A 24,474-nucleotide genomic window follows, 5' to 3' on the forward strand; every position below is an offset into this window, starting at 1 on the left:
GGTTGTCTCAGAGTAGTTGCCTACGTTATCGACTGAGCGTACAAAGTAGCGAGCATCATCTGTGTGAGCAACCGAGTAGGAGGTGCCCTTAGTGACTGTAGCAATCACGCGATCGTTGCGCAGTACCTGGTAATCGGTGCGGCCAGCAGTGTTGCTGTCCCAGGTGAGCTGGTCGTTAGTTCCGTCTGAGGTGACCTGCAGGTTGCTAGGTGCAGCAGCTGCAGTAACATCCTGGGGAGTAAAGCGAGCGAAGCCCACCGTTGCTTGGGTACCGTTTGCGCCTCGGGAACGGGTGATATCCCCACCCACCCATAGGACACCGGTGGAATCGAGGAAGGAGGCCCAAACGCCATACCCTCTTGCCCCGGCAAGATCGGGTGCGAACTCTGGTAGCAGGTGACCAGACTGGGCATCAAAGGCGGCGATTAGCCGGATCCGGTGGATATTAGAGGAGGTTTCCCAAGGGGTGCTGTACTGCTGGCCTCCCTGATAAATCCAGTCACCACAGTGACAGGAGCCGTAGATAACGTTAGCCTGCGGGTCAAAGCTCAGATCTTGGAAGTCTCCACCCTTTTTGGCGATAGAGGATGAGCGTCGAGAAAGATCGGACTTATCGTATTGGGCAATGAGGTGCTCAGCACCACCGGCCCAGATGGAGTCCCCTACATCCTGAACATCAAACTGGAAGCCGTCGCTGGGGTAGGGGTTATCTGCCCGGTGGGACAAGGCCCAATTCCAGCTTTTAGCCAGGGTGCCCTCGGTGGTTTTTAGGTAGGCCAGCTTTCGAGAGGGCTGGCCGCTGACTGTGGTGAAGTAGCCAGCAAGGGCTACCCCGTCATCGCTGGCTGAGATGCCGTTAACGGTGCCGTTAGTGGCAGGGCGCCAGCTAATATCAACTGTCCCGTCGCTCAAGGAGAACCTGGCGGCGTTACGAGAATATGCGTAGCTGAGGCGGTTGGCACCCTTGACGTGAGTGAAAGAACCACCGATGTAAACATAATCGCCGTGAACTTCAATGGTTTTGACTACGGGAACTCCGGAGGCCAGCCTATTTTCAATATCCCAGTCTAGGGAGGTATCTGTTTGACCTGTAACCGGGTCTAAAATGACAAACCCGTTGGCTGGTTTTCCGTTGACTCGGCTGAACTCGCCACCTACGGCCAGCAGGTTATTGGGTAGGGCCGCCAAAGACTTGATTTGCCCGTTGAAGGTGGGGGTGAAGGTGCGGACTAATTCGGCTGTGTTGACGTCGTAGCCCGCGATGAAAGCCTGGTTAACGGTTTCGCCGTTGGCGCTGACAACATTCTTGAAGTCCCCTCCGGTAAAGACAGTGTTGCCGACCTGAGCAATGGCCTGGACTCGGGTGTTGAGTTCAGAGACAACACCGGTTCCTGAGTCTTCGGAGGTTCGCCAACGCATAGAAGCCGTGTAGCTGTTGGGCAGTTGACGGTTGGTCTCAGCGGGTAATCCGCTATCACCGATGGCCTTAAAACCCGCCGTGTTCTGAGTAATTCGGGGGCGGATAAAGACCTGGGTGAAGGCTATGGGCGGGGTGCCGTAGCTCGGTGACCAGAGGTAGGAGGTGGCTGATGAGCTACCCCACACACCGGCCTTGTAGGCAAAACCATTCTTCCACCCATAGGTTTTAGAGGTGGTGAAATCAAGAGTGTTGAAAGAACCCCAACTGCCTACGCTACCTAGTGAGGCAGGTGTGCTGTAGTTAGAACTGGTGAAGGGGGGATTCTCAAAACGAATGTCTGACCAGTTGGCTGTGGCGCGTAGGGCCCAACTCCACTTTTCTGTCTGTGATCGTTTGGCGTAGGTATTCTGCCAGCTACGACCATTCATGTCTGCTGCGCGACGGAAGCGGATTCCATCCTGTAAAGAATCAACTCTTTGTCCATTGAGAAGTTGATCCACTTTTTCTGATGAGAGCTGGACGGGGGTGAAGGCAGTTGAGCCTTCAGGCTGAGTATAGAGCTCAGAGGCATCGCCGCGACCGTAGTAGTCCTCAGCCCAGCCTTCTCGTCCTCGGCCGATGAGAACCCAGCCGCCGCCGTCTGTTTCCTGGTCACAGTAAAATTTTTCTGGGGCGTCCATGGAGGGGGTATAGAGCCAGTAGGTTCCTGACTTTGCTGTGGGGTCGTTTTGTTTGACCTCCCAGCAGGAGGCAGCGGCGGTTTCCGAAGACAGGCCGTTAGGGGCAAAATCATTGGTGGCTGTTGCTCCGGGGAGTAGGGAGACACCTAGGCCTAAGGCAAGAGCTCCTACTGAGATCTTGGTGATGAGTGATGGTTTTTTCATGTCTGTTAGCAATCTGCGTTATTGGGGAAATCTTGGGAGGCTATTTTCCAAGTCCCTTTGTCTTCGATCAGGGTAAAGATGTTCAGGGAGCGTGTGGCCTGGGCCGAGTTCATGAGGTTTCCGGAGGAGTCAAATACTTTGACTTGGGATGAATCAAGGCAGACTTCGAGAATCTTTGCTTTCTGGCCCTGATATTCGCCGTCGGCAATTTTGGGTGTACCGATGACCTTGGAGCTACCTTCTACATGCCAGCCACTCATTGCGTATTCGGTGGCAGTGGCAATGTACTGGTCGAGGGCGCTACCGGTGGTGATGGTTTCTAGCTGCGACATGGTTTCAGGAGAGACATAGGAGCTAGGCTCGGCCAGGGCCTTGTCGTCCTGTGCGGTTGAACCCTCGGGAGAGAGCTCTTCTGCTCCTGACACATCAAGGGGCGGGACCTTGGAGAGAGTCTCCTCAACCTGGTTGTAGAGCTCTTCGGTTTTCTTTACCTCGTCTGCATCCGACTTCGCTTCAGTGGCCTGGGCTAGAGCACTTGCTGCCTGGTTATTTTCGGGCAGAGCATCTTCCGAGCTATTTGAGCTAGCAGATGGCTGTGCCAAAGCAGAAGCGCTCCCGGGTGCGCTTGTAGCATTTCCTGAGGCCTTGGTGGCAGATGCCGTAGCTGAACTGCTGCCTGAAGTTTCAGGGGTGGTCATTGACCCGCAGGCCGTCAATCCCAAACTGGCTGCTAATGATGCGGTGAGGGCTATAGTCCGAAAGGGAGATATAGCGGGGAAAAAGGATAGAGAGGTCCCTAATGTGTTCATGTAGTCCCTTAAGATGGTGCGAAATAAGCTAGCGCCCCCGGGACTTGTGCGAGAAGATTTATAGGAAACCGGAGGTGAGCTAGATACTTCAATTTTATCGGTATAACCCCTGTAAAAAATCAGGTTACTTGGTAGTAACTTGTGGGGACAAGGCAATAAATTCCTCACCAGGGAATCTATCTAAAGTATGTCAATGCTGGGGATAAAATCCCCAAATGTGGGGGCAAGAGTTACTGCCTGCTGAGACCCCTTCAATGGCCCACATCACCCTACCTTGGCAGGGGGCCGCCTATGGGATAATGGGGGCTGCACTAGAGGTCTGATCGATGGAGCGAACATGTCATTGCGTGGTATCACCGCCGCCCTGAGCCAGGAACCGAGTTATCGGGCTATTAGCAATCAGGCTTTTGCAAGCCCATCATCACGTGTTGATGAGTTCATCATCGGTGCTCCCGATGGAGCCCGCCCCTTTGTGCTAGCGGGTTTGGCTGACCAACTGAGTGCCTCCGCACCAGAAGCTACTCAGCCTGTCCTGCTCGCAATTACAGCCACCGATCGAGAAGCTGAAGACACCGCAACAGCTCTTGGCGCTCTGGTAGAGCCCGGGGCAGTCCAGCTCTTTCCTGCATGGGAAACCCTGCCCCATGAACGGCTCTCACCCCGAAGCGATACCGTAGGGCAAAGGCTCTCCGTTTTGCGTGCGCTCGATCAAGGAGGCCCTCAGGCCCCCCGTATCGTGGTGGCACCCATTCGCTCGGTCCTCCAGCCGCTGGTTGCTGGTCTTGAAAAGATGCGCCCGGTTTATCTCAAGCTAGGCCAAGAACAAGACTTCGATGAGCTCATCAAAACCCTGGCAAACGCCGCCTATTCACGGGTTGACTTAGTCTCTAAGCGAGGAGAGTTCGCTGTTCGAGGCGGAATCATCGACATCTTTTCCCCTACTGCCGCCCATCCCGTACGCGTCGAATTCTTCGGCGATGAAGTGGAGAGCATCCGTTACTTCTCGATAGCTGACCAACGAACCCTCCCCGGACAGGAGCACCCCCAAGAACTTGTGGCACCACCCTGCCGTGAACTGCTTATAACCCCGGCGGTTATGAGCAAAGCAGCCCGTCTCAAAGCCGATTTCCCGGGGGCAGCCGCCATGCTTGAAAAAATTGCAGGCGGTATTTACGTAGAGGGTATGGAGTCCCTCATCCCCTTACTGGTTGACGACATGGTGACCCTGCTCGATCACCTGCCTGCTGGCTCCCTGCCCCTTGTTTTCGAACCTGAGCGGGTGCGCTCGCGAGCCCACGACCTGGTAGCAACCAACGAAGAGTTCCTCCTTGCTGCCTGGGACTCAGCTACCGAAACCTCCCAGGCTCCTATTGACCTGACTGACCGCAGCCCCCAGGAGCTGAGCCAAGGTGGATTCAGGACCGTTGCCTCAATCCGTGATGAAGCCCTTGCCCGAGGCTTTGGCTGGTGGGCCATGACTGCACTGGGTGTAGATGATGCGGTCGATGACGGCATTGACTCCGTTCAGCTTGCTGCACGTGCCCCGCACACCTACGCGGGCAACGTCAACGAACTGCTCACCGAGGTCGGTAAGAAGATTAAGGCCGGCTGGCGGATCACCGTCGTGACGGACGGCCCCGGCCCGCTAGCCCGCTTACTCGACCTCTTCCAGCAGGCTGAGATTCCGGCATCACGCGTCCAAGACCTGACCAATCCACCCGAGCCCGGCCTGATCGAGATGACAACCGCTAGCATGGGGCGCGGCTTCATGATGGACACCGAGCGGCTCGGTCTGCTCACCGAGGCGGATATCTTGGGCCGTACCAGCCCCTACGCTACCCGCGATTTGCGCAGTGGCAAGCTACCGGTGCGCCGCCGAAAGAACGCGGTAGATCCCATGTCTTTGAGTGCGGGGGACTACGTAGTGCATGAACAACACGGTATCGGTCAGTTCGTGGAGCTGATTCAGCGCCCCATTGCCGGGGCCACAGTCACCCCGGGCCAGCCCAAGCCTATGAAAGAGTACCTGGTACTGGAGTATGCCCCCTCTAAGCGGGGTGGCCCCAAGGACAGGCTCTTTGTGCCCAGCGACCAGCTGGACCAGGTCTCTAACTATGTGGGCGGTGACGCTCCGGTACTCTCTAAAATGGGCGGTTCCGACTGGGCCAAGACTAAGTCAAAGGCCCGCAAAGCGGTCAAGGAAATCGCCGCTGATCTCATTAAACTGTATTCTGCCCGCCAGGCCTCGCGCGGTCATGCCTTTGGGCCCGACACCCCCTGGCAGAGTGAACTGGAAGAAGCCTTCCCCTATAACGAGACACCCGACCAGCTCTCGGCTATCAACGAGGTCAAGGCCGACATGGAGAAAGAAATCCCCATGGACCGCCTGATCTCGGGGGATGTGGGCTACGGCAAGACCGAAATCGCTGTGCGTGCCGCCTTCAAAGCCGTTCAAGATGGCAAGCAGGTGGCAGTTCTGGTCCCCACCACCTTGCTGGCCCAGCAACACTACGAGACTTTCACCGAGCGCTTCTCCGGCTTCCCCGTCTCTATCAAGGTGCTCTCCCGCTTCCAAAAAGCTAAAGAATCTGCCGAAACCATCGAGGGAATCAAGCACGGCTCCGTCGATCTTGTGGTGGGCACCCACCGGATTCTGTCCGAGTCCATCGAATGGAAGGACCTGGGCCTGGTTATTATTGACGAGGAACAGCGCTTCGGAGTGGAGCATAAGGAAAAGCTCAAAACCATGCGTACCAACGTGGACGTGCTAGCCATGAGTGCCACCCCCATTCCTCGCACTCTGGAGATGTCACTGACCGGTATCCGGGAGACCTCCACCCTGGCCACCCCGCCTGAGGAACGCCACCCGGTTCTCACCTTTGTTGGCCCCAAGACCGATCAACAGGTAACCGCCGCTATCCGCCGGGAGCTCATGCGCGAAGGCCAGGTCTTTGTGGTCCATAACCGGGTCGCCACTATCGAAGAAACTGCCAACGAGATTCAGAAACTGGTGCCCGAAGCCCGTATTGCCGTTGCGCACGGGCGCATGAGCGAGTCCCGGCTGGAAAAAATCATTGTGGACTTCTGGGAAAAGAAGTTCGATGTGCTCGTCTCAACTACCATTGTGGAGACCGGCCTGGATATCTCCAACGCCAATACCCTGATTGTGGACCAAGCCCAGAACTACGGGTTGTCCCAGCTTCACCAGTTGCGCGGGCGTGTAGGCCGTGGCCGCGAACGCGCCTACGCCTACTTCCTCTACCCGGTAGAGAAGATGCTGAGCGAGGTCGCCCATGAGCGCCTTAAAGCTGTTGCTACCCATAACGAGCTGGGCGCGGGTATGCGCCTTGCCATGAAAGACCTTGAGATTCGCGGGGCTGGTAACCTGCTCGGTGGTGAACAGTCAGGGCATATTGCAGGTGTTGGCTTTGACCTCTACCTGCGCCTGGTGGGGGAGGCCGTAGCCTCCTTCCAACACGGAGATAAAGAAGAAACACCCGCCGACATCAAGGTGGACCTACCCGTCAACGCTCACATGCCCCACGACTACGTTTCCTCCGAACGCCTGCGTCTTTCTGCCTACCGTCAGATTGCTCAGGCTCAGACCGCTGAGGAACTGGGCGAAGCCCGGGAAGAACTCATTGACCGTTACGGCCAGCCCCCGGCCCCCGTGGAGAATCTCTTTAAAGTTGCCTCTCTACGCCACCGTGCTCGGGCTGTGGGTCTGGAGGAAATCGTCGCTATGGGACCCAAGATACGGTTTTTCCCGGTCAATGACCTGCCAGAGTCCCGCCAGATGCGCCTAGAGCGTATGTACCCCGGCTCAACCTACCGGCAGATTCCCGGTACAGAGAACTGGCAGATTCTTGTTCCCCGCCCCAAGACAGCCCGGCTTGGTGGCAAAGACCTGGTAGATGAAGCCATCGTGGAGTGGACTGAGCAGTTTATCCACGCCATCTTTGAGGCAGGTACGGCTTAACCCCTAGCTGGGGCAGCTGTAATAAAAGGGGCTGGCCCACCATGACGGTGGGCCAGCCCCTTTTGCCTTGCCTTGTGCTAGCCGAACCTACTTAAGGAAGAGGTCGCTACCGCCGGTGTGCACGCGCTCATTGGTCTTAGAGGGAAGAATCCAAAGCGGAACCATGAAGGTTACACCGTAGAGAATAACGGCAACCATCCACCAGACCCAGCCGCCCTCGGGGTACATGCCCAGGGTATAAAGGCAGCCCAAGAGCATAACAAAGCAGAGAACAAAAAGGGCGATGTTTGAGCCAAGCTCCTTGGTGCCGGAGTACTGGGGGGCGCCGCTCCGCTTGCGATTACCAGATTCCAGGCCCAACGATTCAACGTTGGACCGCTTCTCGGCTTCTTGCTGCTCAGTGGCATTATCCATGAGAAATCCTTTAGTGGGATGTGTGTGCTTTTATAGATAGTATAGGTGTTCAGCTAGAGGTTTGCACCCCTACGGGGCCCCGCGCTTTTAGTAGGCCCCAGGTGTTTCCTGCCCCGCTTCAATGATAGCGATACCCTGAGAAGCACCGATACGGGTAGCGCCAGCCTCAATCATGGCCAGCGCATCTTGGCGGGTGCGCACACCGCCAGAAGCCTTAACACCCAGGTCGGGGCCAACGGTCTTGCGCATGAGGGCAATGTCTTCAAGGGTGGCACCCGACGCTGAGTAGCCGGTGGAGGTCTTCACAAAGTCAGCACCTGCCTCAACAGAAGCCTGGCAAGCCAGAACCTTCTGCTCATCGGTGAGCTCAGAGGTTTCAATGATGACCTTAAGCTGGGCGCCACCTGCGTGGACGGCATCGGCTACAGCCTTAATATCTGCAACCAGGGCCTCCTTCTTGCCGGCCTTGGCATCGGCAATGTTGATGACCATATCTACCTCAGCGGCACCTGCCTCAACTGCGGTTTTAGCCTCAAAAGCCTTAACCACGGTGGCGGAAGCGCCGAAGGGGAAGCCCACTACAACGCAGGGAAGGGACTGAGAGCCGGCTAGCTCTTCAGCCAGGACCGGTGCCCAAACGGGGTTAGCGCAGACGCTGGCGAAGCCGTAGCGCTTGGCTTCGGAACAGAGCCGGCGGACGTCCTCTTCGGAGGCGCTGGGAGCCAAAATGGTGTGGTCAATCATGGCGGCCAGCTCGGCCTGGGTAAGTTCAAGAGTCATGGTTTCTCCTTGCAACGTGGGCTTAGAGGCCCAGCGCGATTTTCATATCTTCGGTAATGCGGGCAAGCCGGTCTGCGGCTATCGAACGGGCCTCTGCTACGGATTCGGTAACGGGCACACGGACTTCAAGGTAGCACTTGAGCTTGGGCTCGGTGCCAGAGGGGCGCACAATGACGCGCGATGAGTCTTCGGTATAGAAGCGCATGCCGTCGGTCGGGGGCAGAGCCTCGCTACCCTGGGTCAGGTCATCACTGACAGTCACCGGCGAACCTGCCAAGTCCTGAGGAGGCGCGGTGCGCAGGCGCTTCATCATGGCCGGAATTTGGGCTAAATCATCAACGCGCACCGAAAGCTGGTCGGTAGCGTAGACACCGTGTTCACGGGCGATCTCATCGAGAAGCGCGGGGAAAGAAGAAGCAGCATCCTTGAGTTCCTGGGCGTAGTCGGCCATGACCAGGGCGGCAGAGATGCCGTCCTTATCGCGGACCTGGGCATGATCGACGCAGTAGCCCAGGGCTTCTTCGTAGCCAAAGGTTAGGTCCTCAACACGGGCAATCCACTTGAAGCCGGTGAGGGTTTCAACGTGCTTGACTCCCGCGGCGCGGGCCAGGGCGCCCATCTGGCGGGAGGAGACAATCGAGTTAGCAAAGGTTGCCTGTGCCGGATTGGTCAGCTGAGCCAGCAGACGAGAGGCCAAAATAGTGCCTGTTTCGTCCCCGCGGAGCATACGCCAGGTGCCCTCTTGCCTGATGGCAAAGGCGGCGCGGTCAGCGTCTGGGTCGTTAGCGATAATCAGGTCGGCATCAATGTGCTGGGCAAGGGCCATCGCTAGGTCCAGGGCGCCGGGCTCTTCTGGGTTGGGGAAGGCCACGGTCGAGAAGTTAGGGTCCGGGTCAGCCTGCTCAGGGACCAGAGTGACATTCTTAAAACCGGCCTGGTTCAGCACAGCAAGAGCGGTCTTGCCGCCCACGCCGTGCATGGGGGTCAGAACAATCTTGAGGTCCCGTTCTTTGGTTTCCACCAGGGGAGTGACCCTGTTGATGTAGTCGGTGGCAAGGCTTGCGGGGAGTACATTCCAGCCCTCAGCAGCCAGCACAGGGGCTTCAACCGCCGCGATGGAGGCGGCAATATCACCGTCATAGGGCGGAATAATCTGGGCACCGCGCGCACCGGGTTCAACGGCGGCCCCACCGAGGTAGACCTTATAGCCGTTATCGTTGGGCGGGTTGTGGGAAGCCGTGACCATGACCCCTATTTCTGCCCCGTATTCGCGGGTGGCCCAGGCTGTAACAGGGGTGGGCAGGGCGCTGGGCATGAGGTGGGTCTCGATGCCTGCGGCGGTGAAGATAGCGGCGGTATCGGTGGCAAAGATATCGGAGTTCTTACGGGCATCAAAGCCCACGACGGCCGAAATCTTCTCCCAGCCCTCCGCCCGTGCTCGTGCTACCGCGTAGTTAGCTAGCCCCTGGGCAGCCCGCTGAACAACCACACGGTTCATACGCATGGGACCTGCCCCCAGCTCAGCACGTAGACCAGCGGTACCGAACTGTAGAGTCCCGCTAAAGCGGTCTGCCAGGTCAGCGGCAGCATCTTGGCTGCCGGCCTCTACCTGCGCAATGATGCCCTCAAGCTGGCTTTTGGTCTCCGCGTCGGGGTCAAGAGCTACCCAGGCGCGGGCTTGCTCAAGAAGCTGGTTAATATCTGGGGTCATGTGTGTTCTCCAAGGTGAGAGGTGTCAAGCCCCGGCAGAAAGTATGCCGGGGCCGGTGATGGGATAAGCCCGGGTTTAGAGGGCCGCAATAATATCTGCCAGCAGGCGCGAGATGCGGGGGCCAGCGGCCTGGCCAGCCTCAATAACCTCAGCGTGGCTCAGAGGGGTCTCCTGGATACCTGCGGCCAGATTGGTAACCAGTGAGATACCAAAGACTTCAAGGCCTGCGGCGCGGGCGGCAATGGCTTCAAGAGCGGTGGACATACCCACCAGATCAGCACCTAGGACACCGGCCATGCCAACTTCGGAAGGAGTCTCGTAGTGGGGGCCAGGGAACTGCATGTAGACGCCTTCTTGCAGGCTGGGGTCAATACCTTTTGCCAGGTCGCGGATACGCGGTGAGTATAGGTCGGTCAAATCAACAAAGTGGGCACCGGTGAGTGGAGACGCTGAGGTGAAGTTGATGTGATCGGCAATCAGCACAGGCTCACCGGCTGAGTAGGCCGGATTGAGGCCACCGCAGCCGTTGGTCAGAATCATGGTCCGGGCACCGGTTGCAGCAGCGGTACGAACACCATGGACCACGGCTTCAACACCGCGCCCCTCGTAGTAGTGGGTGCGGGCACCGATGACCAGGGCACGTTGACCGCCGGGGGTCAAAATTGAGGTAATGGTCCCGGGGTGGCCAACCACGGCGGCCTTGTGAAAGCCCGGAACCTCATCGGCGGAGAGGACGTGGGTTGCCTCACCAATCAGGGAGGCGGCTTGAGCCCAGCCTGACCCGAGCGTCAGTGCCAGATCATGCTTTTCTACACCGGTTTTCTCGGCAATAAAGTCAGCTGCTTCGCGGGCGCGAACAAGCGCCGGGTGCGAGGGGTCAGCGGTGGATACGGAGGAAATATTTGAATCATTCAACACCCTATCTACGGTACCAAACCCGCCCGCCACCCACCTATATCTGCGAGCACAAAAGAAGTAGCCTTACCCGGTAAGCAGTGAACACTCAGCGGGCTACCGCAACCGCCTGCACCTCTTAAGTTGAGGGTTCCTGCGATGTAGGACACAATATAAGGTGTGACTCTAAAAACAGACTACGCATCACACAAACTCGTCATTCTTGGTGGAGGCCCCGGTGGTTACGAGGCTGCCCTGGTAGCCGCAAGCCACGGTGCCGATGTAACACTGATTGAAGACAAAGGTATGGGCGGTTCGGCCGTTCTTACCGACGTTGTGCCATCCAAAACACTGATTGCAAGCGCAGATGCTCGCAACCGCTTCGGTAAGGCCCAAGAACTAGCTATCTCGGTGGGGGAGGACGACTCTCCGCCCCCTATCTCGGTTGACCTGGCAAAGGTCAATGAGCGGCTACTTGCTCTGGCCCACCAGCAGTCCCAGGACATCAAACGAACCCTGGAACGTAGTGGGGTCAAGATTATCCATGGGAGGGGTAAGCTCGTTGACAAGCACACCATTGAAGTCACCGACAAGACCGGCCTGGTCTATGAGCTTGCAGCAGATTTTATCCTCCTTGCAGTAGGAACTCACCCCCGTGAGCTACCCACTGCCCAGCCAGATGGTAAGCGAATCCTTAACTGGACCCAGCTTTACCAGCTTGAAAAGCTCCCCGAAGAGCTAATCGTTGTTGGCTCTGGTGTCACCGGTGCTGAGTTCGCTTCAGCCTACAAGGGCCTGGGCTCATCGGTTACACTGATCTCCTCGCGTGACCAGGTTCTTCCCGGCGAAGACCAAGACGCCGCAACCGTTCTTGAAAATGTTTTTGAACGCCGCGGCGTCCGAGTTATGCCGCGTTCGCGGGCCGACGCCGCCTGCTACAACGAGGCGGGGGACGGCGTTATCGTAACCCTGGGGGACGGGCGTAAGGTCTCTGGTTCCCACGTTTTGATCGCCGTGGGCTCGATCCCCAATACAGAGGACCTGGGCCTGGCTCAGGCAGGGGTTGAGGTCAACGAGACCGGGCACATCAACGTGGACCGCGTCTCTCGTACCAATATCTCCAATATCTACGCCGCCGGTGACTGCACAGGTGTTTACCCGCTGGCATCAGTTGCGGCTATGCAGGGCCGAGTAGCTGTGTCTCATATGATGGGGGACACCGTTAAGCCCTTGCGAACCCATCAGGTAGCGGCTAATATCTTCACCGCCCCCGAGATCGCCACTGTTGGCGTCAGCCAGCGCGAAATCGAGCAGGGCAAGTACCAGGCCGATATGGTCATGCTACCGTTGGCCACTAACCCGCGTGCCAAGATGATGGCTGTTGAGGATGGCTTCATCAAGATTTTTGCTCGCAAACATTCGGGCACCGTGATCGGTGGTGTTGTGGTTGGTCCGCGAGCCTCGGAGCTCATCTTCCCGCTGTCCTTGGCTGTGGATAAGAAGTTGCACGTCGATGATATTGCCGAGTGTTTCACGGTCTACCCCTCCTTGACCGGCTCTATCTCAGAAGCCGCCCGTCAGCTTCACACCAAATAAAAACCCATAGATATACCAAAAGCGCCGCCGGTCTTCCAGTGTGGGAAAGACCGGCGGCGCTCTGTGATGCTGGATTTTTATAGAACCTACTGGGTTCGCTCCATGGTAGTTAGGTTAACGTCCCTGGTCTCATGGGTAATAGCCATAAAGATTAGGGTGAGCAAGCTTGCACCGGCCAGGTAAAGCCCCACTGCGCCAACGCCGCCGTGGGCGTTGAGCCAAACCGCTGCGTAGGGGGTTAGCGCCGCGCCCAGGATGGAGGCCACGTTGTAGCTGATACCGCTAGCGGTATAGCGAACGTTGGTGGGGAAAAGCTCGGGCAGGTAGGCCGACATGGAACCAAAGGTCAGGCCCATCAGGGTCATTCCGATGGCCATGAAGAGGATAATACGCCCAATGTTAGCGTTGGACCCGGTACCAACACTGGCAGGGTCCATCAGGAAGCCGAAAGACATACCGAAGATCATGATGAAAGCGGTAATCACCAGCTGGGAGGAGCGGCGGCCATACTTATCTGCCAGCCAGCCCGATACAGGAACCATTGCGGCAAAGAAGAGAATGGTGATGATCTGGATAACCAGGAAGGTGCGATAGGCAATGCCCAGGCCGCCGTCTTCGATCTTGCCGATACCGAAGGAGAGGATCCAGGCGGTCATCAGGTAGAAGAGAACGTAGGTAGCCAGCATAATGAAAGTCCCCTGAATCATGGGCCACCTGGCAACACGGAAAGCTTCAGCCAGAGGGGTCTTAACCTTCTGTTCCTGCTCTAGTGCCTGCTTAAAGATCGGGGTTTCCTCCAGTTTGAAACGCACGTAGAGCCCAACCGCCACCATGATGATAGAAGCTATGAAGGGGATACGCCAGCCCCAGACCAGGAAGTCGTGGTTCAGACTGTCACCGGCCGCTAGGGAGGTGAAACCCATCGACAGGGTAAGAAGCAGCATGAAACCGTTAGCCAGAATAAAGCCAAACGGTGCCCCAAGCTGGGGCCACATAGCTGCGCGTGCACGCTTACCTTCTTGGGCGTACTCGGTGGCCAGCAGGGCCGCACCTGACCATTCACCGCCCAGGCCCAGGCCCTGGCAGAAGCGCAGGATAGTTAGCAGAGTAGGGGCCCACAGGCCAATCTGGTAGTAGGTGGGGAGCAGACCGATCAGGAAGGTTGCGATACCCATGGTCAGTAGCGCGCCCACCAGGGTGGCCTTGCGGCCTACCTTGTCGCCGAAGTGACCGAAGACGACAGAGCCAATTGGACGGGCAATAAAGGCGGCACCAAAAGTTGCCATAGAAGCTAGTAGCTTGGCGGTGTCATCGTTGCCGGTGAAGAAGAGTGCGGGGAAGACAGCTACAGCTGCGGTGGCATAGATGTAGAAGTCATAGAACTCAATGGTGGTACCAATCAGCGAGGCCAGAATGACCCGACTGCGGGGCACCGTGATATCTGCGGAGTCTCTACGAGGCCTAGTGGAGGTGGACATGGTTTTCTCTCGGGGTATATGGGTGTATGCCTACGGTTTTAATGTAAGACTCCGGTTCTCATTCTGAAACTTGTGTTTCATATTCTGAGAGCGCTATTCACTGGTGGCAAATAGACAGGGGCATACCCTACCTACCAGATAGCCCTTGGGCGGGTATCAGGCAGCGGGCATGCCCCGGCATAAACCTAGGGCAGGCTACCTATTTGATGGTTGCAACAAGGGCCCCAGCAGAAACGGTATCGCCTGCTTTGAGTTTGAGACCGGTTACCTTACCTGCCTTGTGCGCCGTAATGGGCTGTTCCATCTTCATGGCTTCAAGAACAACAATCAGATCACCCTCAGCGACCTTAGTGCCGTCCTTGACCGCCACCTTGACGATAGTGCCCTGCATGGGACTGGTCAGCTCATTGCTATTGGCCGGGCCGCTTGCGCCGCCACGAGCCGAACGGGACTTACGGGCCTTAGCCGCAGAGGCGGGCTTAGTACCGGTACCGGCTAAGGAGGGCATGGTAATTTCCATGCGCTTGCCGTTGACCTCAACGGTAATCTTCTGGCGCTCGTCCTCAGCCTCGGCCAGGGTAAGAGCACCATCGTAGGCGGGCAGATTATTCTTGAATTCGGTCTCAATCCAACGGGTGTGCACAGCAAAGGTGCCGCCCTCACCGGGAGCAAAAGCGGGGTCATTAAGAACGGCAGCGTGAAAGTTGGCGACCGTGGGCATACCCTCAATCACCAGTTCACCCAGCGCACGGCGGGCGCGCGCAAGAGCCTGGTCACGGTCAGCACCGGTCACAATGAGCTTGGCAATCATAGAGTCAAAGTTGCCACTGACGGTATCGCCGGCAATGACCCCGGAATCCCAGCGCACGCCAGGCCCCTGGGGCACAACCAGCCTGTCAATAGTGCCGGGGGAGGGCATGAAGCTCCGGCCGGCGTCCTCACCGTTGATACGGAACTCGAAGGAGTGGCCCCGCACCTGGGGGTCAACCGGGCTAATTTCTTCGCCGCGCGCAATCCGGAACTGCTCACGTACCAGGTCAATACCGGTGACTTCCTCAGAAACCGGGTGCTCCACCTGCAGGCGGGTGTTGACCTCCAAGAAGGAGATTGTACCGTCGGTACCCACTAAGAACTCGCAGGTACCCGCGCCCTGGTAGCCAGCCTCCCGCAAAATTGCCTTAGAAGCATCGTAGAGACGCTTGTTCTGATCATCGGTCAGGTAAGGAGCAGGTGCCTCTTCAACCAGCTTCTGGTTACGGCGCTGCAGTGAACAGTCGCGGGTGGAAACCACCACAACATTGCCGTGCGCATCGGCCAGGCACTGAGTTTCCACATGGCGTGGGGAATCCAAGAAACGCTCGATAAAACATTCACCGCGCCCAAAGGCCGCAAGGGCTTCGCGCACCGCTGAGTCGTAAAGCTCGCCAATGCCTTGGCGCTCGCGGGCAACCTTAATACCGCGTCCGCCACCACCAAAAGCTGCCTTAATGGCAACGGGCAGGCCGAACTCATCGGCAAAAGCCTCGACCTCAGCGGCGCTCTTGACCGGGTCCTTGGTTCCGGGAACCAGGGGCGCGCCGACCTTTTCCGCGATATGGCGGGCGGCTACCTTATCGCCCAGACGGTTAATAGATTCGGGGGAGGGCCCAATCCAGGTCAGACCGGCGTCAATGACCTGCTGGGCGAACTGGGCGTTTTCTGAGAGGAAGCCGTAGCCGGGGTGTACCGCATCGGCACCGGAGCGGCGGGCAACCTCAAGGAGTTTGTCCATGACCAGGTAGGACTCGGTAGCGGTGTTGCCGCCCAGGGCATAGGATTCATCGGCAAGCTGGACGTGCTGGGCCTGGCGGTCAGGGTCAGCGTAGACCGCTACGGTGGCGATTCCCTCGTCCTGAGCGGCGCGGATAACGCGCACAGCAATCTCACCACGGTTGGCAATGAGTACCTTACTGACGGGGCCGGTGTGGCGGCCTGCAACAGGGGTAAATTGCTGATCCTGGTTCTTGGTTTCAGTCACGTACAGCTCCTCGGTAGTTTTACCCCGCCTAGTGCAGCGCGCTGGCGGGTGAGGCGGTTTTTAGGCACGCTTACGATGGCAAGCAGAAAAAGCCGCATCTTGAAATTTATCGCGATTTTTTCCAAATGTCGGTGATTGAAACGCCTAGACTGCCCAGCATTGTACGCAGGGCATGGATTGAGAGTCCTACGACGGTGTGATATTCGCCCTCAATCCCACGAATAAAGGCGGCGCCGAAGCCGTCTATGGTGAAGGAACCTGCCACCCAGATGGGTTCTCCGGTGGCTACATACCGTTCAGCTTCTGCCGGGCTGAGCGTGTCAAAGTGGACGGTTGCGGTGCGGAGCTCGCTGGCTTCGGGCTGTTTCTGCTGGGTGCCTGTGCGGTTGTCGATGAGCCAGTGCCCCGTATGCAATAGCCCGCTCCGCCCGCTCATTGCGGTGATACGTTGAAGGGCTTGCTCAGCGGTGCCGGGCTTGCCGTAGGCCTGCCCGTCAAGCTCGAAGACGGAATCGCACCCCAGAACCAGGGCGCCGGCGGTTTCGGGGAGCGCTGCAACGGCCTGAGCTTTTGCCTTGGCCAGTAACTGGGCTGTCTGGGCGGGAGTAATCTCCCCCAGCCCCCGCGCGTAAGCCTGGTTTTGTGCTTGCGCTAGGGCGGCGTCCTCATCGACGTCACTGACCATGATCGTGAATTCAAGGCCGGCGTCTTCAAGGAGTTTTTTGCGAGCTGGGGAGGCTGAAGCCAGAATCAAGCGGGGCGAGTCTTGGCCGTTGTCATCGGTGCTGGTGGAGGTCTGCATATGACCAGTCTAGTGTCTTGTAGGAAAGAGACTTTGATAAGTGCATAAAACCCCGCTCTTTCTCTCCTAGCCCCGGTGAATAAGCTCGGAGTGAGGAGAGAAAGGGCGGGGTTATTCTTGCTCGGCTCTGGCTCAGGGCCTGGAACACCCAGGGCCTAGAAGAGGCCTGTCGGCTCAGGGCTGTAGGAGACCAGCAGGTTTTTGGTCTGCTGGTAGTGTTCAAGCATCATCAGATGGTTCTCCCGGCCAATACCGGATTTCTTGTACCCGCCAAAGGCTGCGTGCGCCGGGTAGTTGTGATAGTTATTGACCCAGACTCGACCGGCCTGGATCGCACGCCCAGCACGGTAGGCGGTGAACTGATCTCGGCTCCAAACCCCCGCGCCCAGACCGTAGTCGGTGTCATTGGCGATGCGAATAGCATCATCAAAATCGGTAAAACTGGTGGTTGCCAGCACAGGACCAAAAATTTCCTCACGGAAAATCCTCATATCGTTATTTCCAGCAAAGACGGTGGGCTGAATATACCAGCCCCCGGCCAAATCGCCACTCAGTTCACAGGCCTGGCCACCGACGAGGACCTCCGCGCCTTCCTCTTTACCCAGCTGCAGGTAGCCGGTAATCTTATCCCACTGCTCCCGCGATGCCTGAGCACCCACCATAGTCTCGGTATCGAGGGGGTTGCCCTGCTTCATAGCTTTGACCCGCTCAATTCCAGCTTCCACAAAGCTATCGTAAATGGGCTTCTGAATTAGGGCACGGGAAGGGCAGGTGCAAACCTCACCCTGGTTAAGGCCGAAGGAGGCAAACCCCTCCAGGGCCTTGCTGTAGAAAGAGTCCTCTTGGCTAGCCACATCGGCAAAGAAGATGTTAGGTGACTTACCACCCAGCTCAAGGGTGACCGGAATGATGTTCTCAGAGGCGGCTTTCATGATGATGGAGCCGGTGGTGGTTTCGCCGGTGAAGGCTATTTTGCGGATTCTCTTGTGCCCAGAAAGCGCAGCGCCGGCTTCAGCCCCAAAACCATTAACAATGTTGAGCACACCGGCCGGTAATACATCCTTCCAAAGGTCCGCGAGAAAGAGGATGGAGGCAGGTGTCTGCTCGGCCGGCTTGAGTACGATAGTGTTACCCGTTGCCAGGGCCGGGGCGATCTTCCAAATAGCCATAAGGATGGGGAAGTTCCAGGGGATAATTTGCCCTACGACTCCCAGGGGCTCATGAAAATGGTAGGCAACGGTGTCCTCGTCCAGCTGGGAGATACGGCCTTCCTGCGTTCGGATTGCCGAGGCGAAGTAGCGTAGCTGGTCGATGGCCAGGGGGATATCCGCGGCAAGGGTTTCGCGGACTGGTTTGCCGTTCTCCCAGGTCTCGGCTACAGCTATTTTCTCTAGATTATCCTCCATGATGCTCGCCAGCTTGAGCAGGAGGGTGGCTCGCTCTGTAGGTGAGCTCTTGCCCCAGGTCATAAAGGCTTTCTCGGCAGCATCGACGGCTTTATCAATATCCGCAGCGCTTCCTCGGGCAACCTCGGTGAAGGGTTTGCCGGTGACCGGGGAGTAGTCCTCAAAGTAGTCTCCTCCGGTTGGAGCTACCCACTGGCCCCCAATGAAGTGATCGTAGCGGGACTTAAAAGTAAGAAGTGAATCCTTGGATCCAGGTGCGGCATAGACAGTCATGGCTCTCCTTTGAGCTGGGTGAGGATTTACCCCCACGATGGGTAAGGTAAATCACAGTCTAGTACCGCAATGACTATAAAAGAAGAGGTCAAGGCCTCTCAACCAGGTCTAAAGCGCTGGCGGGCCACCGGCCTAACCGGTGGAGGCCTTGCCACATGCCCCGCACCGGTAAGAGTGCGGGGCATATGAGCTGTATTTAGGCTGCTAGTGCTCGGCGCAGGGTGTCAAGCCCTACTGAGCCCAGAAGGAGGGCGCGGGTATGGAAATCTCGGTCAGAGATACCGGCAGCTCGTGCCTGCTCCCGGAGCTGGAGCCAGACACGCTCACCTACCTTGTAGGAGGGAGCCTGGCCCGGCCAGCCCAGGTAGCGCAGGAACTCAAAGCGGCGCTGGCCCTCAGAGGTATCCAGGTTAGCTTCCAGGAAGGCGTAGCCGCGCTCCGCATCCCAGATACCCGGTTCAAGACCGAGTTCAGCTACCCAACGCTCAGGGATCTCAAACTGGCAGTGCAAACCAATGTCAAAGACCACCCGTGCCGCGCGCATGCGTTGGGCATCGAGCATACCCATCCGGTCACCGGAATCAGAAAGATAGCCCAGCTCATCCATCAGGCGCTCAGCGTAGAGAGCCCAGCCTTCGCCGTGACCGGAGACCCAGCAGGCACTGGCACGCCACTTGTTGAGGGCATCGGCCATAGCGGTTGCGTAAGCAACCTGTAGGTGGTGGCCGGGGACTCCCTCGTGGTAGACCGTCGAGGTCTCACGCCAGGTACCGAAGGTGTCCTCGCCCGCAGGAACAGACCACCACATACGCCCTGCCCGCTCAAAATCAGCGGACGGTCCGGTGTAGTAGATACCGCCCTCCTGAGTGGGGGCAATCATGCACTCAAGCTTGCGCAGGGGACCTTCAATGGTGAAGTGCTCACGGCTCAGGTAGTCGACTGCGGCGTCGGATAGTTTCTGCATCCAGGCCTGCAGAGCATCGGTTCCCTTGAGAGTTCGCTCGGGGTCCGCGTCAAGAAGTGCTTTGGCTTCTTCGATACTGGCCCCGGGTTTGATCTGCTCGGCAACCTGCTTCTGTGCCTCGATAATCCGGTCGAGTTCTTCCACACCCCAGGCGTAGGTTTCCTCAAGGTCCAGGGCGGTTCCCACAAATTTGCGGGAGTACAAGGCGTAGCGGTCACGGCCCACGGCATCCTGTTCAGGGGCTTCGGGGCGCAGAGTTTCTTTCAAATAGGTCAGGAACTTACCGTAACCGGCCTTGGCCGATTCTGCTCCGGACCGGGCCTGCTCAGCGTGTTCGGGGCAGGCATCCACGACTTCCTGAGCCAACGAATCAAAGAAACCGCCTTCAGAGACGTAAGCGCCCACCTGCTCGATAATGGTATCGACCTGGCGAACAGCAGAGACCTTACCTGCCTGACGAGCCTGTTCTAGGGTTTCTGTAAAACCAGAAATAGCGGCAGCAACATTGTGCAGACGCCCTGCGATGTGCCCCCAGTCCTCGGGAGTGGAGCGGTTCATCAAGTCAAAGGTGGCGCGAATTATTTGAACGGGGCAGGCGATGTTGTTGAGCTCCCAGCTGTCGAGGCCAGCTTCGTGCAGTTCGATCTCAAGGCCCAGGCGCTCGCGCATAGCATCGAGAGTGACAAGATCAATATCATCTGCTGGTTGGGCGCTATCAAGTGCGGCAAGGGTAGCCCGAACAGTAGCCACATATTCTTCGATACCCGCAGGGGAGTAGTCTGCGTACTCGGTTTCCCGGCCCTTATAGCCCTCAATGGTTGCGGCGGAAGGATCAAGTTCTAGGAGTTTCTCAAAGTGAGCGTTGGCGATCCGGTCAATCTGGGTTTCCGGGCGTTCGGTGCGGAAAATTTCAGGAAGTTCAGGGTGCATAGTCATACCTACCATTGTAGGCAGTATGACCTAGCTTTTATGGGAGCGGTCACAGGTAAAGGTTAGGTAACTTAGCTAGCTACCCTCACCATATGATGCTACTGGGGCCGCGCCCGTCTCCAAGACCCCGGCCCCGGTCGAAGCTTCACACCTAGCCGTTGGGTCTTATTCAGACGGCGTTGCCACAGCTCCAGCGCGGTTTCTTTGTGCGCATCAGCCTGCTGCTGAGCTGCGACAATCACGCTGGCAAGGGCTGCTAGTTCCTCCTCGGTTGGGTTGCCCTTAACCACAGAAAAAAGAGCGGGAGGCTCTTCGAGAGCACCCGGTGTATCGTGCTCTACTTTGGCAGGGGTAGAACGGGGTGCAGGCTCTTTCTTGCCGAAGCCCAGAAGGGAGAGCGGGTTAGCGGTTGCCATATCTACCTAAACCTTTACAGGGGAATGTTGCCGTGCTTCTTGGCGGGGGTTGCTGCCCGCTTATCGTGCAGAGCACGCAAGGCGCCTACAAGACGGACGCGGGTTTCGGAGGGCGCGATTACCTCGTCAATAAAGCCGAGCTCAGCCGCCTGGTAGGGGTTAAGCAGTTCTTCCTCGTACTTCTGAATCAGCTCAGCCCGTTTAGCCTCAATGTCGCCACCTTCTTGGGCAAGGGCAGCCAGCTCACGGCGGTAGAGAATATTAACGGCACCCTGGGCACCCATGACACCAATCTGGGCAGTGGGCCAGGCCAGGTTAATATCAGCGCCCAGCTTCTTGGAACCCATCACAATGTAGGCACCGCCGTAGGCCTTGCGGGTAATGACGGTAACCAGCGGAACCGTCGCCTCAGCGTAAGCGTAGAGTAGCTTAGCGCCGCGGCGGATGATTCCGTTGAACTCCTGGTCGGTACCGGGTAGGAAGCCGGGAACGTCAACAAAAGTGAGAATCGGGATGTTGAAGGCATCGCAGTTACGCACAAAGCGAGCGGCCTTCTCCGAAGCATTGATATCGAGGGTTCCCGCAAACTGCATGGGCTGGTTAGCCACAATGCCCACGGTCTTACCCTCAAGGCGGGCATAGCCAATCATCAGGTTGGGGGCATAAAGCGCCTGTAATTCAAAGAAGTGGCCGTCATCAACGACCGACTCAATCACAGCCCGCATATCGTAGGGCTGGTTGGCGGAATCGGGAATCAGCAAATCCAGGTCAAGGTCATCGACCGTAACCTGCGGCTCCTGGTCATGATCCAGCGGGAAAGGCTCGCTGAGATTATTAGAGGGCAGAAACTCTACCAGCTCACGCACAAAGTCAAAGGCGTCCTCTTCATCCTCAGCCAGGTAAGTGGAGGTACCGGTGACAGCATTGTGCTGGCGGGCACCACCCAGAGTCTCCATATCAACTTCTTCACCGGTCACAGTCTTAATTACATCGGGGCCGGTAATAAACATGTGGCTGGTCTTATCTACCATGACAATGTAATCAGTTAGAGCGGGGGAGTAAGCCGCACCGCCAGCGCAGGGACCCATGATGACCGAAATCTGGGGGATAACCCCCGAGGCCCGAACATTCATGCGGAAGATATCGGCAAACATAGCCAGCGAAGCCACGCCCTCCTGAATACGGGCGCCGCCACCGTCATTAATGCCGATAATGGGGCAACCATTTTTCAGGGCAAACTTCTGAACCTTAACAATCTTCTCGCCGTTGACCTGCGACAGTGAACCACCGTAGACAGTGAAGTCCTGAGAATAAACAGCAACCAGTCGCCCGTCAATAGTGCCATAGCCAGAAACCAAACCGTCACCGAGTGGCTTCTTCTTCTCCATACCAAAAGCGGTGGCGCGGTGCTTGGCTAGAGCATCAAACTCAACGAAAGAACCCTCATCCAGGAGCATCTCGATGCGCTCGCGAGCGGTCTGCTTGCCTCGCTCATGCTGGCGGTCGATAGGGCCTTGACCGGTAGGGGCTAGGGTCTGCTCGCGGCGGGCGTAGAAGTCCGCAATCTTACCGGCTGTGGTGGTCAGATCGGGGGCTTCGGAAGTGGAGTTCTCGCTCATGCTGGGCCTTCTCACGCGGGGGTTGGTAGGGCGGATGGGAACTGACCGGCGGTGGGGTCCTTCCTAATAACTATAGACTGCGCCGCTTGTGCCACCCAATTATTCTTGTGATTTTGAGGTCATTTTTTCTAAATAAGAGACGGGGCTAGAGCATCTGGCTATGTCATGAGACGTAGCTCTGCCCTAACCCCTCCCTGGAGATACTCAGTATTTACTGTATTTACTAACCGAGCTTGCCGATGACAGGGTTCCATTCGCGGACAGTGTGGCCGGTAACGGCGCCGCCGGAGTGCATGGGGTCAGCCGCAACAAGCTGGTCGAGCTCTTGGCGGTTCTGTACTTCAAAGATCAGCAGAGCGCCGGCGGGATCATCGACCAAGGGACCTGAGACGTAGAGCTTGCCCTGCTCATGGAGCTGGGCAAGGTATTGACGGTGGACGGGTCGGTGCTCAGCCTGAACTTCGGCGGAACCGTAAGAGTACTGGACTGCATAAACTGCCAAGGGAATAGCCTTTCATAGGGTGCATGGTGTAGCCAGTATCTCACCCCTCTTACGGCGGAAGCTACAAAAGCCGTAAAATGACGGGCAGAAGATACCCCAAGCTAGAAGGGCCCATCATGCACGCCAAACTCAGCGCAACTGAGCTTAACCTGACCGGGTACGACCGGGTTGAGGTGCTGACCAGGGTCGGGTCTACCAACGAATACGCCCGCAAGATTCTGGTAGGCGATGCGCTGACTCGGCGTAGCTACGGTGAACTTTCACTGGTGAGTACCTCAGACCAGAATGCAGGTAAGGGGCGTCTGGATAGGGTGTGGGTCGCTCCGCCCGGTGCAACCCTTGCAACGAGTTTTATGGTGCGCCCTCATGCCAACCCTGCCAATAAGGTAGCGCCTGATCAGTATCACTGGTTTACTTCGCTGGTGGCCTTGGCGGCTTGTGATGCCCTGGAGCAACTGTGTGGGCTAAGCCCCTCCATCAAGTGGCCCAATGACGTTTTGCTGGGAAACCGTAAGGTCTGCGGGGTTCTTGCTCAACTGGTCATAGAGCCAGAAGGGAACATCTCGGTAGTGGTGGGTATTGGTATGAACCTGAACGTCAACCAGGAACAGCTGCCGGTGCCCACTGCCACTAGCACTCTTGTTGCAACCGGACAGGAGGTCAATCTTAACCGCGCTCTCAACATCTTGGCCCAGCGGTTTGAACAGCACTATCGTGACTTTGCGGCGGCAGGCTTTGATGCTGGGATTGACAGGGGAGCAGGAACTCTGATTCAGAGACTCAAAGACGCCATGAGTACCCTGGGTTCCAGACTGACCATTCACCTTCCGGGGGAGGAGATTTTCCGAGGGGTCGGTGTAGACCTGACCGACCAAGGTCAACTGGTTGTTCGCTCAGCTACCGGTCAGGAACGCAGCTTCACTGTAGGTGATGTGGTGCATGTGCGACCTGAAGGATACGGTGCTGGAGCGTAAAGGGAGGTCTGTTCCCAATCACTTATACCTATATATACAGGGCTCTTTTCAGGGTGGGTTGAGGTATGTTTTCAGCTTTCCCCGATACACTCAAAGGCGATGAAACTACGCGGACCACTCAACCCAGATGAATACACGCTGACCGCTACGCGCGCTCACGGGATCGTGCTTGTGCGCCCTCTGTGCTATGTGCTGGTAGCCATGGCACTGTGGAGTTTTTCCTCGGCGCTAGGCTCGGTGCAGGCCTGGATCTCATACCCGGCCCTTATGGTGTCTCTGGTGCTGGCTGTGCTTGCCGTCAGGTACCTCGCAGCCTGGATTTTGACCAGTTACCTGCTGACCAGTGATCGGCTGGTCATTCGCCGGGGCTTATCTGCCAAGAAAGACATTTGCGTCCCCCTGTATGAAATTGAGAGGGTGAGCGTGGGGTACAAAGCTTTGATGGGGGTTGTGGCGGCGGCTCCTTTGACCGTGTATGGGCGTGGCATCAGCCATGTTTTGCGGGCTGTCCCTGATCCCGAGAGATTTAGTGCCCGTATCCGCACTGCTCAAGAAGAGTATCTAGAGCGCTAGCACCTTTGGGCGTCTAAGGGGTATCCCTTTTGA

At 57.4% G+C, this 24,474-nt stretch carries 18 protein-coding genes; 4 read left to right on the forward strand and 14 right to left on the reverse strand.

Features of this window, described 5'->3' with window-relative positions; all coding sequences use genetic code 11:
- A partial coding sequence (locus ACN08V_RS06940; RefSeq protein WP_419105007.1) for a fibrinogen-like YCDxxxxGGGW domain-containing protein occupies positions 1–2,304 on the reverse strand: 2,304 nt, incomplete at its 3' end.
- 5 nt (positions 2,305–2,309) lie between these two features.
- Complete coding sequence (locus ACN08V_RS06945) at positions 2,310–2,906, reverse strand: hypothetical protein (RefSeq protein ID WP_419105008.1); 597 nt, start codon at positions 2,904–2,906, stop codon at positions 2,310–2,312.
- A 544-nt stretch (positions 2,907–3,450) separates the two neighbouring features.
- Here ACN08V_RS06945 and mfd point away from each other — a divergent pair.
- Positions 3,451–7,092, forward strand: a complete 3,642-nt coding sequence (gene mfd, locus ACN08V_RS06950) for a transcription-repair coupling factor (RefSeq protein ID WP_419105009.1) — start codon at positions 3,451–3,453, stop codon at positions 7,090–7,092.
- Between the two features lie 87 nt (positions 7,093–7,179).
- Here the strand turns inward: mfd and ACN08V_RS06955 are convergent, their stop codons facing one another.
- The 4 genes from ACN08V_RS06955 to ACN08V_RS06970 form a co-directional block, all read right to left on the reverse strand.
- Positions 7,180–7,506 (reverse strand): hypothetical protein, encoded by a 327-nt coding sequence (locus ACN08V_RS06955; protein ID WP_419099835.1) that lies wholly within the window; start codon positions 7,504–7,506, stop codon positions 7,180–7,182.
- 87 nt (positions 7,507–7,593) lie between these two features.
- Positions 7,594–8,286, reverse strand: coding sequence for a deoxyribose-phosphate aldolase (gene deoC, locus ACN08V_RS06960; protein WP_419099834.1), 693 nt, complete (start codon positions 8,284–8,286; stop codon positions 7,594–7,596).
- Positions 8,287–8,308: 22 nt separating this feature from the next.
- A complete protein-coding gene (locus ACN08V_RS06965) occupies positions 8,309–9,997 on the reverse strand; it encodes a phospho-sugar mutase (RefSeq protein ID WP_419105010.1) in 1,689 nt (562 codons plus the stop codon).
- A 75-nt stretch (positions 9,998–10,072) separates the two neighbouring features.
- A complete protein-coding gene (locus ACN08V_RS06970) occupies positions 10,073–10,897 on the reverse strand; it encodes a purine-nucleoside phosphorylase (RefSeq protein WP_419105088.1) in 825 nt (274 codons plus the stop codon).
- A 174-nt stretch (positions 10,898–11,071) separates the two neighbouring features.
- On the opposite strand from ACN08V_RS06970, the gene ACN08V_RS06975 reads away from it, so the two are divergent.
- The gene (locus ACN08V_RS06975) at positions 11,072–12,487 is read left to right on the forward strand and encodes an NAD(P)H-quinone dehydrogenase (RefSeq protein ID WP_419105011.1); all 1,416 of its coding nucleotides are present in this window, start codon (positions 11,072–11,074) and stop codon (positions 12,485–12,487) included.
- 86 nt (positions 12,488–12,573) lie between these two features.
- Here ACN08V_RS06975 and ACN08V_RS06980 read toward each other — a convergent pair whose 3' ends face one another.
- From ACN08V_RS06980 to ACN08V_RS07015, 8 genes are all read right to left on the reverse strand, one after another.
- The gene (locus ACN08V_RS06980; RefSeq protein ID WP_419099831.1) at positions 12,574–13,965 is read right to left on the reverse strand and encodes an MFS transporter; all 1,392 of its coding nucleotides are present in this window, start codon (positions 13,963–13,965) and stop codon (positions 12,574–12,576) included.
- A 199-nt stretch (positions 13,966–14,164) separates the two neighbouring features.
- Positions 14,165–15,982: an acetyl/propionyl/methylcrotonyl-CoA carboxylase subunit alpha gene (locus tag ACN08V_RS06985; RefSeq protein ID WP_419105012.1), complete on the reverse strand. Its 1,818-nt coding sequence runs from the start codon at positions 15,980–15,982 to the stop codon at positions 14,165–14,167.
- A gap of 106 nt (positions 15,983–16,088) precedes the next feature.
- Positions 16,089–16,784: a Maf family protein gene (locus ACN08V_RS06990; RefSeq protein ID WP_419105013.1), complete on the reverse strand. Its 696-nt coding sequence runs from the start codon at positions 16,782–16,784 to the stop codon at positions 16,089–16,091.
- Between the two features lie 155 nt (positions 16,785–16,939).
- Positions 16,940–18,463: an aldehyde dehydrogenase family protein gene (locus tag ACN08V_RS06995; RefSeq protein WP_419099828.1), complete on the reverse strand. Its 1,524-nt coding sequence runs from the start codon at positions 18,461–18,463 to the stop codon at positions 16,940–16,942.
- Positions 18,464–18,659: 196 nt separating this feature from the next.
- Positions 18,660–20,363, reverse strand: a complete 1,704-nt coding sequence (locus tag ACN08V_RS07000; RefSeq protein WP_419105014.1) for a DUF885 domain-containing protein — start codon at positions 20,361–20,363, stop codon at positions 18,660–18,662.
- Between the two features lie 92 nt (positions 20,364–20,455).
- A complete protein-coding gene (locus tag ACN08V_RS07005) occupies positions 20,456–20,773 on the reverse strand; it encodes an acyl-CoA carboxylase subunit epsilon (RefSeq protein ID WP_419105015.1) in 318 nt (105 codons plus the stop codon).
- Between the two features lie 14 nt (positions 20,774–20,787).
- Complete coding sequence (locus ACN08V_RS07010; RefSeq protein ID WP_419105016.1) at positions 20,788–22,392, reverse strand: acyl-CoA carboxylase subunit beta; 1,605 nt, start codon at positions 22,390–22,392, stop codon at positions 20,788–20,790.
- A 223-nt stretch (positions 22,393–22,615) separates the two neighbouring features.
- Positions 22,616–22,894: a YciI family protein gene (locus tag ACN08V_RS07015; RefSeq protein WP_419105017.1), complete on the reverse strand. Its 279-nt coding sequence runs from the start codon at positions 22,892–22,894 to the stop codon at positions 22,616–22,618.
- Between the two features lie 116 nt (positions 22,895–23,010).
- On the opposite strand from ACN08V_RS07015, the gene ACN08V_RS07020 reads away from it, so the two are divergent.
- Together ACN08V_RS07020 and ACN08V_RS07025 are read left to right on the forward strand one after the other, a co-directional pair.
- On the forward strand, positions 23,011–23,868 hold the full coding sequence (locus ACN08V_RS07020; RefSeq protein ID WP_419099823.1) for a biotin--[acetyl-CoA-carboxylase] ligase: 858 nt from the start codon (positions 23,011–23,013) through the stop codon (positions 23,866–23,868).
- 99 nt (positions 23,869–23,967) lie between these two features.
- Positions 23,968–24,441: a PH domain-containing protein gene (locus ACN08V_RS07025; RefSeq protein WP_419105018.1), complete on the forward strand. Its 474-nt coding sequence runs from the start codon at positions 23,968–23,970 to the stop codon at positions 24,439–24,441.
- Positions 24,442–24,474: the final 33 nt, after the last annotated feature.

This window comes from Rothia sp. P5766, from assembly GCF_048513555.1.
Classification (GTDB): Bacteria; Actinomycetota; Actinomycetes; order Actinomycetales; family Micrococcaceae; genus Rothia.

Coding starts and splice junctions, on each gene's coding strand:
- ACN08V_RS07020 (WP_419099823.1), top strand. CDS start 23,011: ATGCACGCCAAACTCAGCGCAACTGAGCTTAACCTGACCGGGTACGAC.
- ACN08V_RS06965 (WP_419105010.1), bottom strand. CDS start 9,997: ATGACCCCAGATATTAACCAGCTTCTTGAGCAAGCCCGCGCCTGGGTA.
- ACN08V_RS07000 (WP_419105014.1), bottom strand. CDS start 20,363: ATGACTATGCACCCTGAACTTCCTGAAATTTTCCGCACCGAACGCCCG.
- mfd (WP_419105009.1), top strand. CDS start 3,451: ATGTCATTGCGTGGTATCACCGCCGCCCTGAGCCAGGAACCGAGTTAT.
- ACN08V_RS07025 (WP_419105018.1), top strand. CDS start 23,968: ATGAAACTACGCGGACCACTCAACCCAGATGAATACACGCTGACCGCT.
- ACN08V_RS06990 (WP_419105013.1), bottom strand. CDS start 16,784: ATGCAGACCTCCACCAGCACCGATGACAACGGCCAAGACTCGCCCCGC.
- ACN08V_RS06955 (WP_419099835.1), bottom strand. CDS start 7,506: ATGGATAATGCCACTGAGCAGCAAGAAGCCGAGAAGCGGTCCAACGTT.
- ACN08V_RS07010 (WP_419105016.1), bottom strand. CDS start 22,392: ATGAGCGAGAACTCCACTTCCGAAGCCCCCGATCTGACCACCACAGCC.
- ACN08V_RS07005 (WP_419105015.1), bottom strand. CDS start 20,773: ATGGCAACCGCTAACCCGCTCTCCCTTCTGGGCTTCGGCAAGAAAGAG.
- deoC (WP_419099834.1), bottom strand. CDS start 8,286: ATGACTCTTGAACTTACCCAGGCCGAGCTGGCCGCCATGATTGACCAC.
- ACN08V_RS06995 (WP_419099828.1), bottom strand. CDS start 18,463: ATGACTGTCTATGCCGCACCTGGATCCAAGGATTCACTTCTTACTTTT.
- ACN08V_RS06980 (WP_419099831.1), bottom strand. CDS start 13,965: ATGTCCACCTCCACTAGGCCTCGTAGAGACTCCGCAGATATCACGGTG.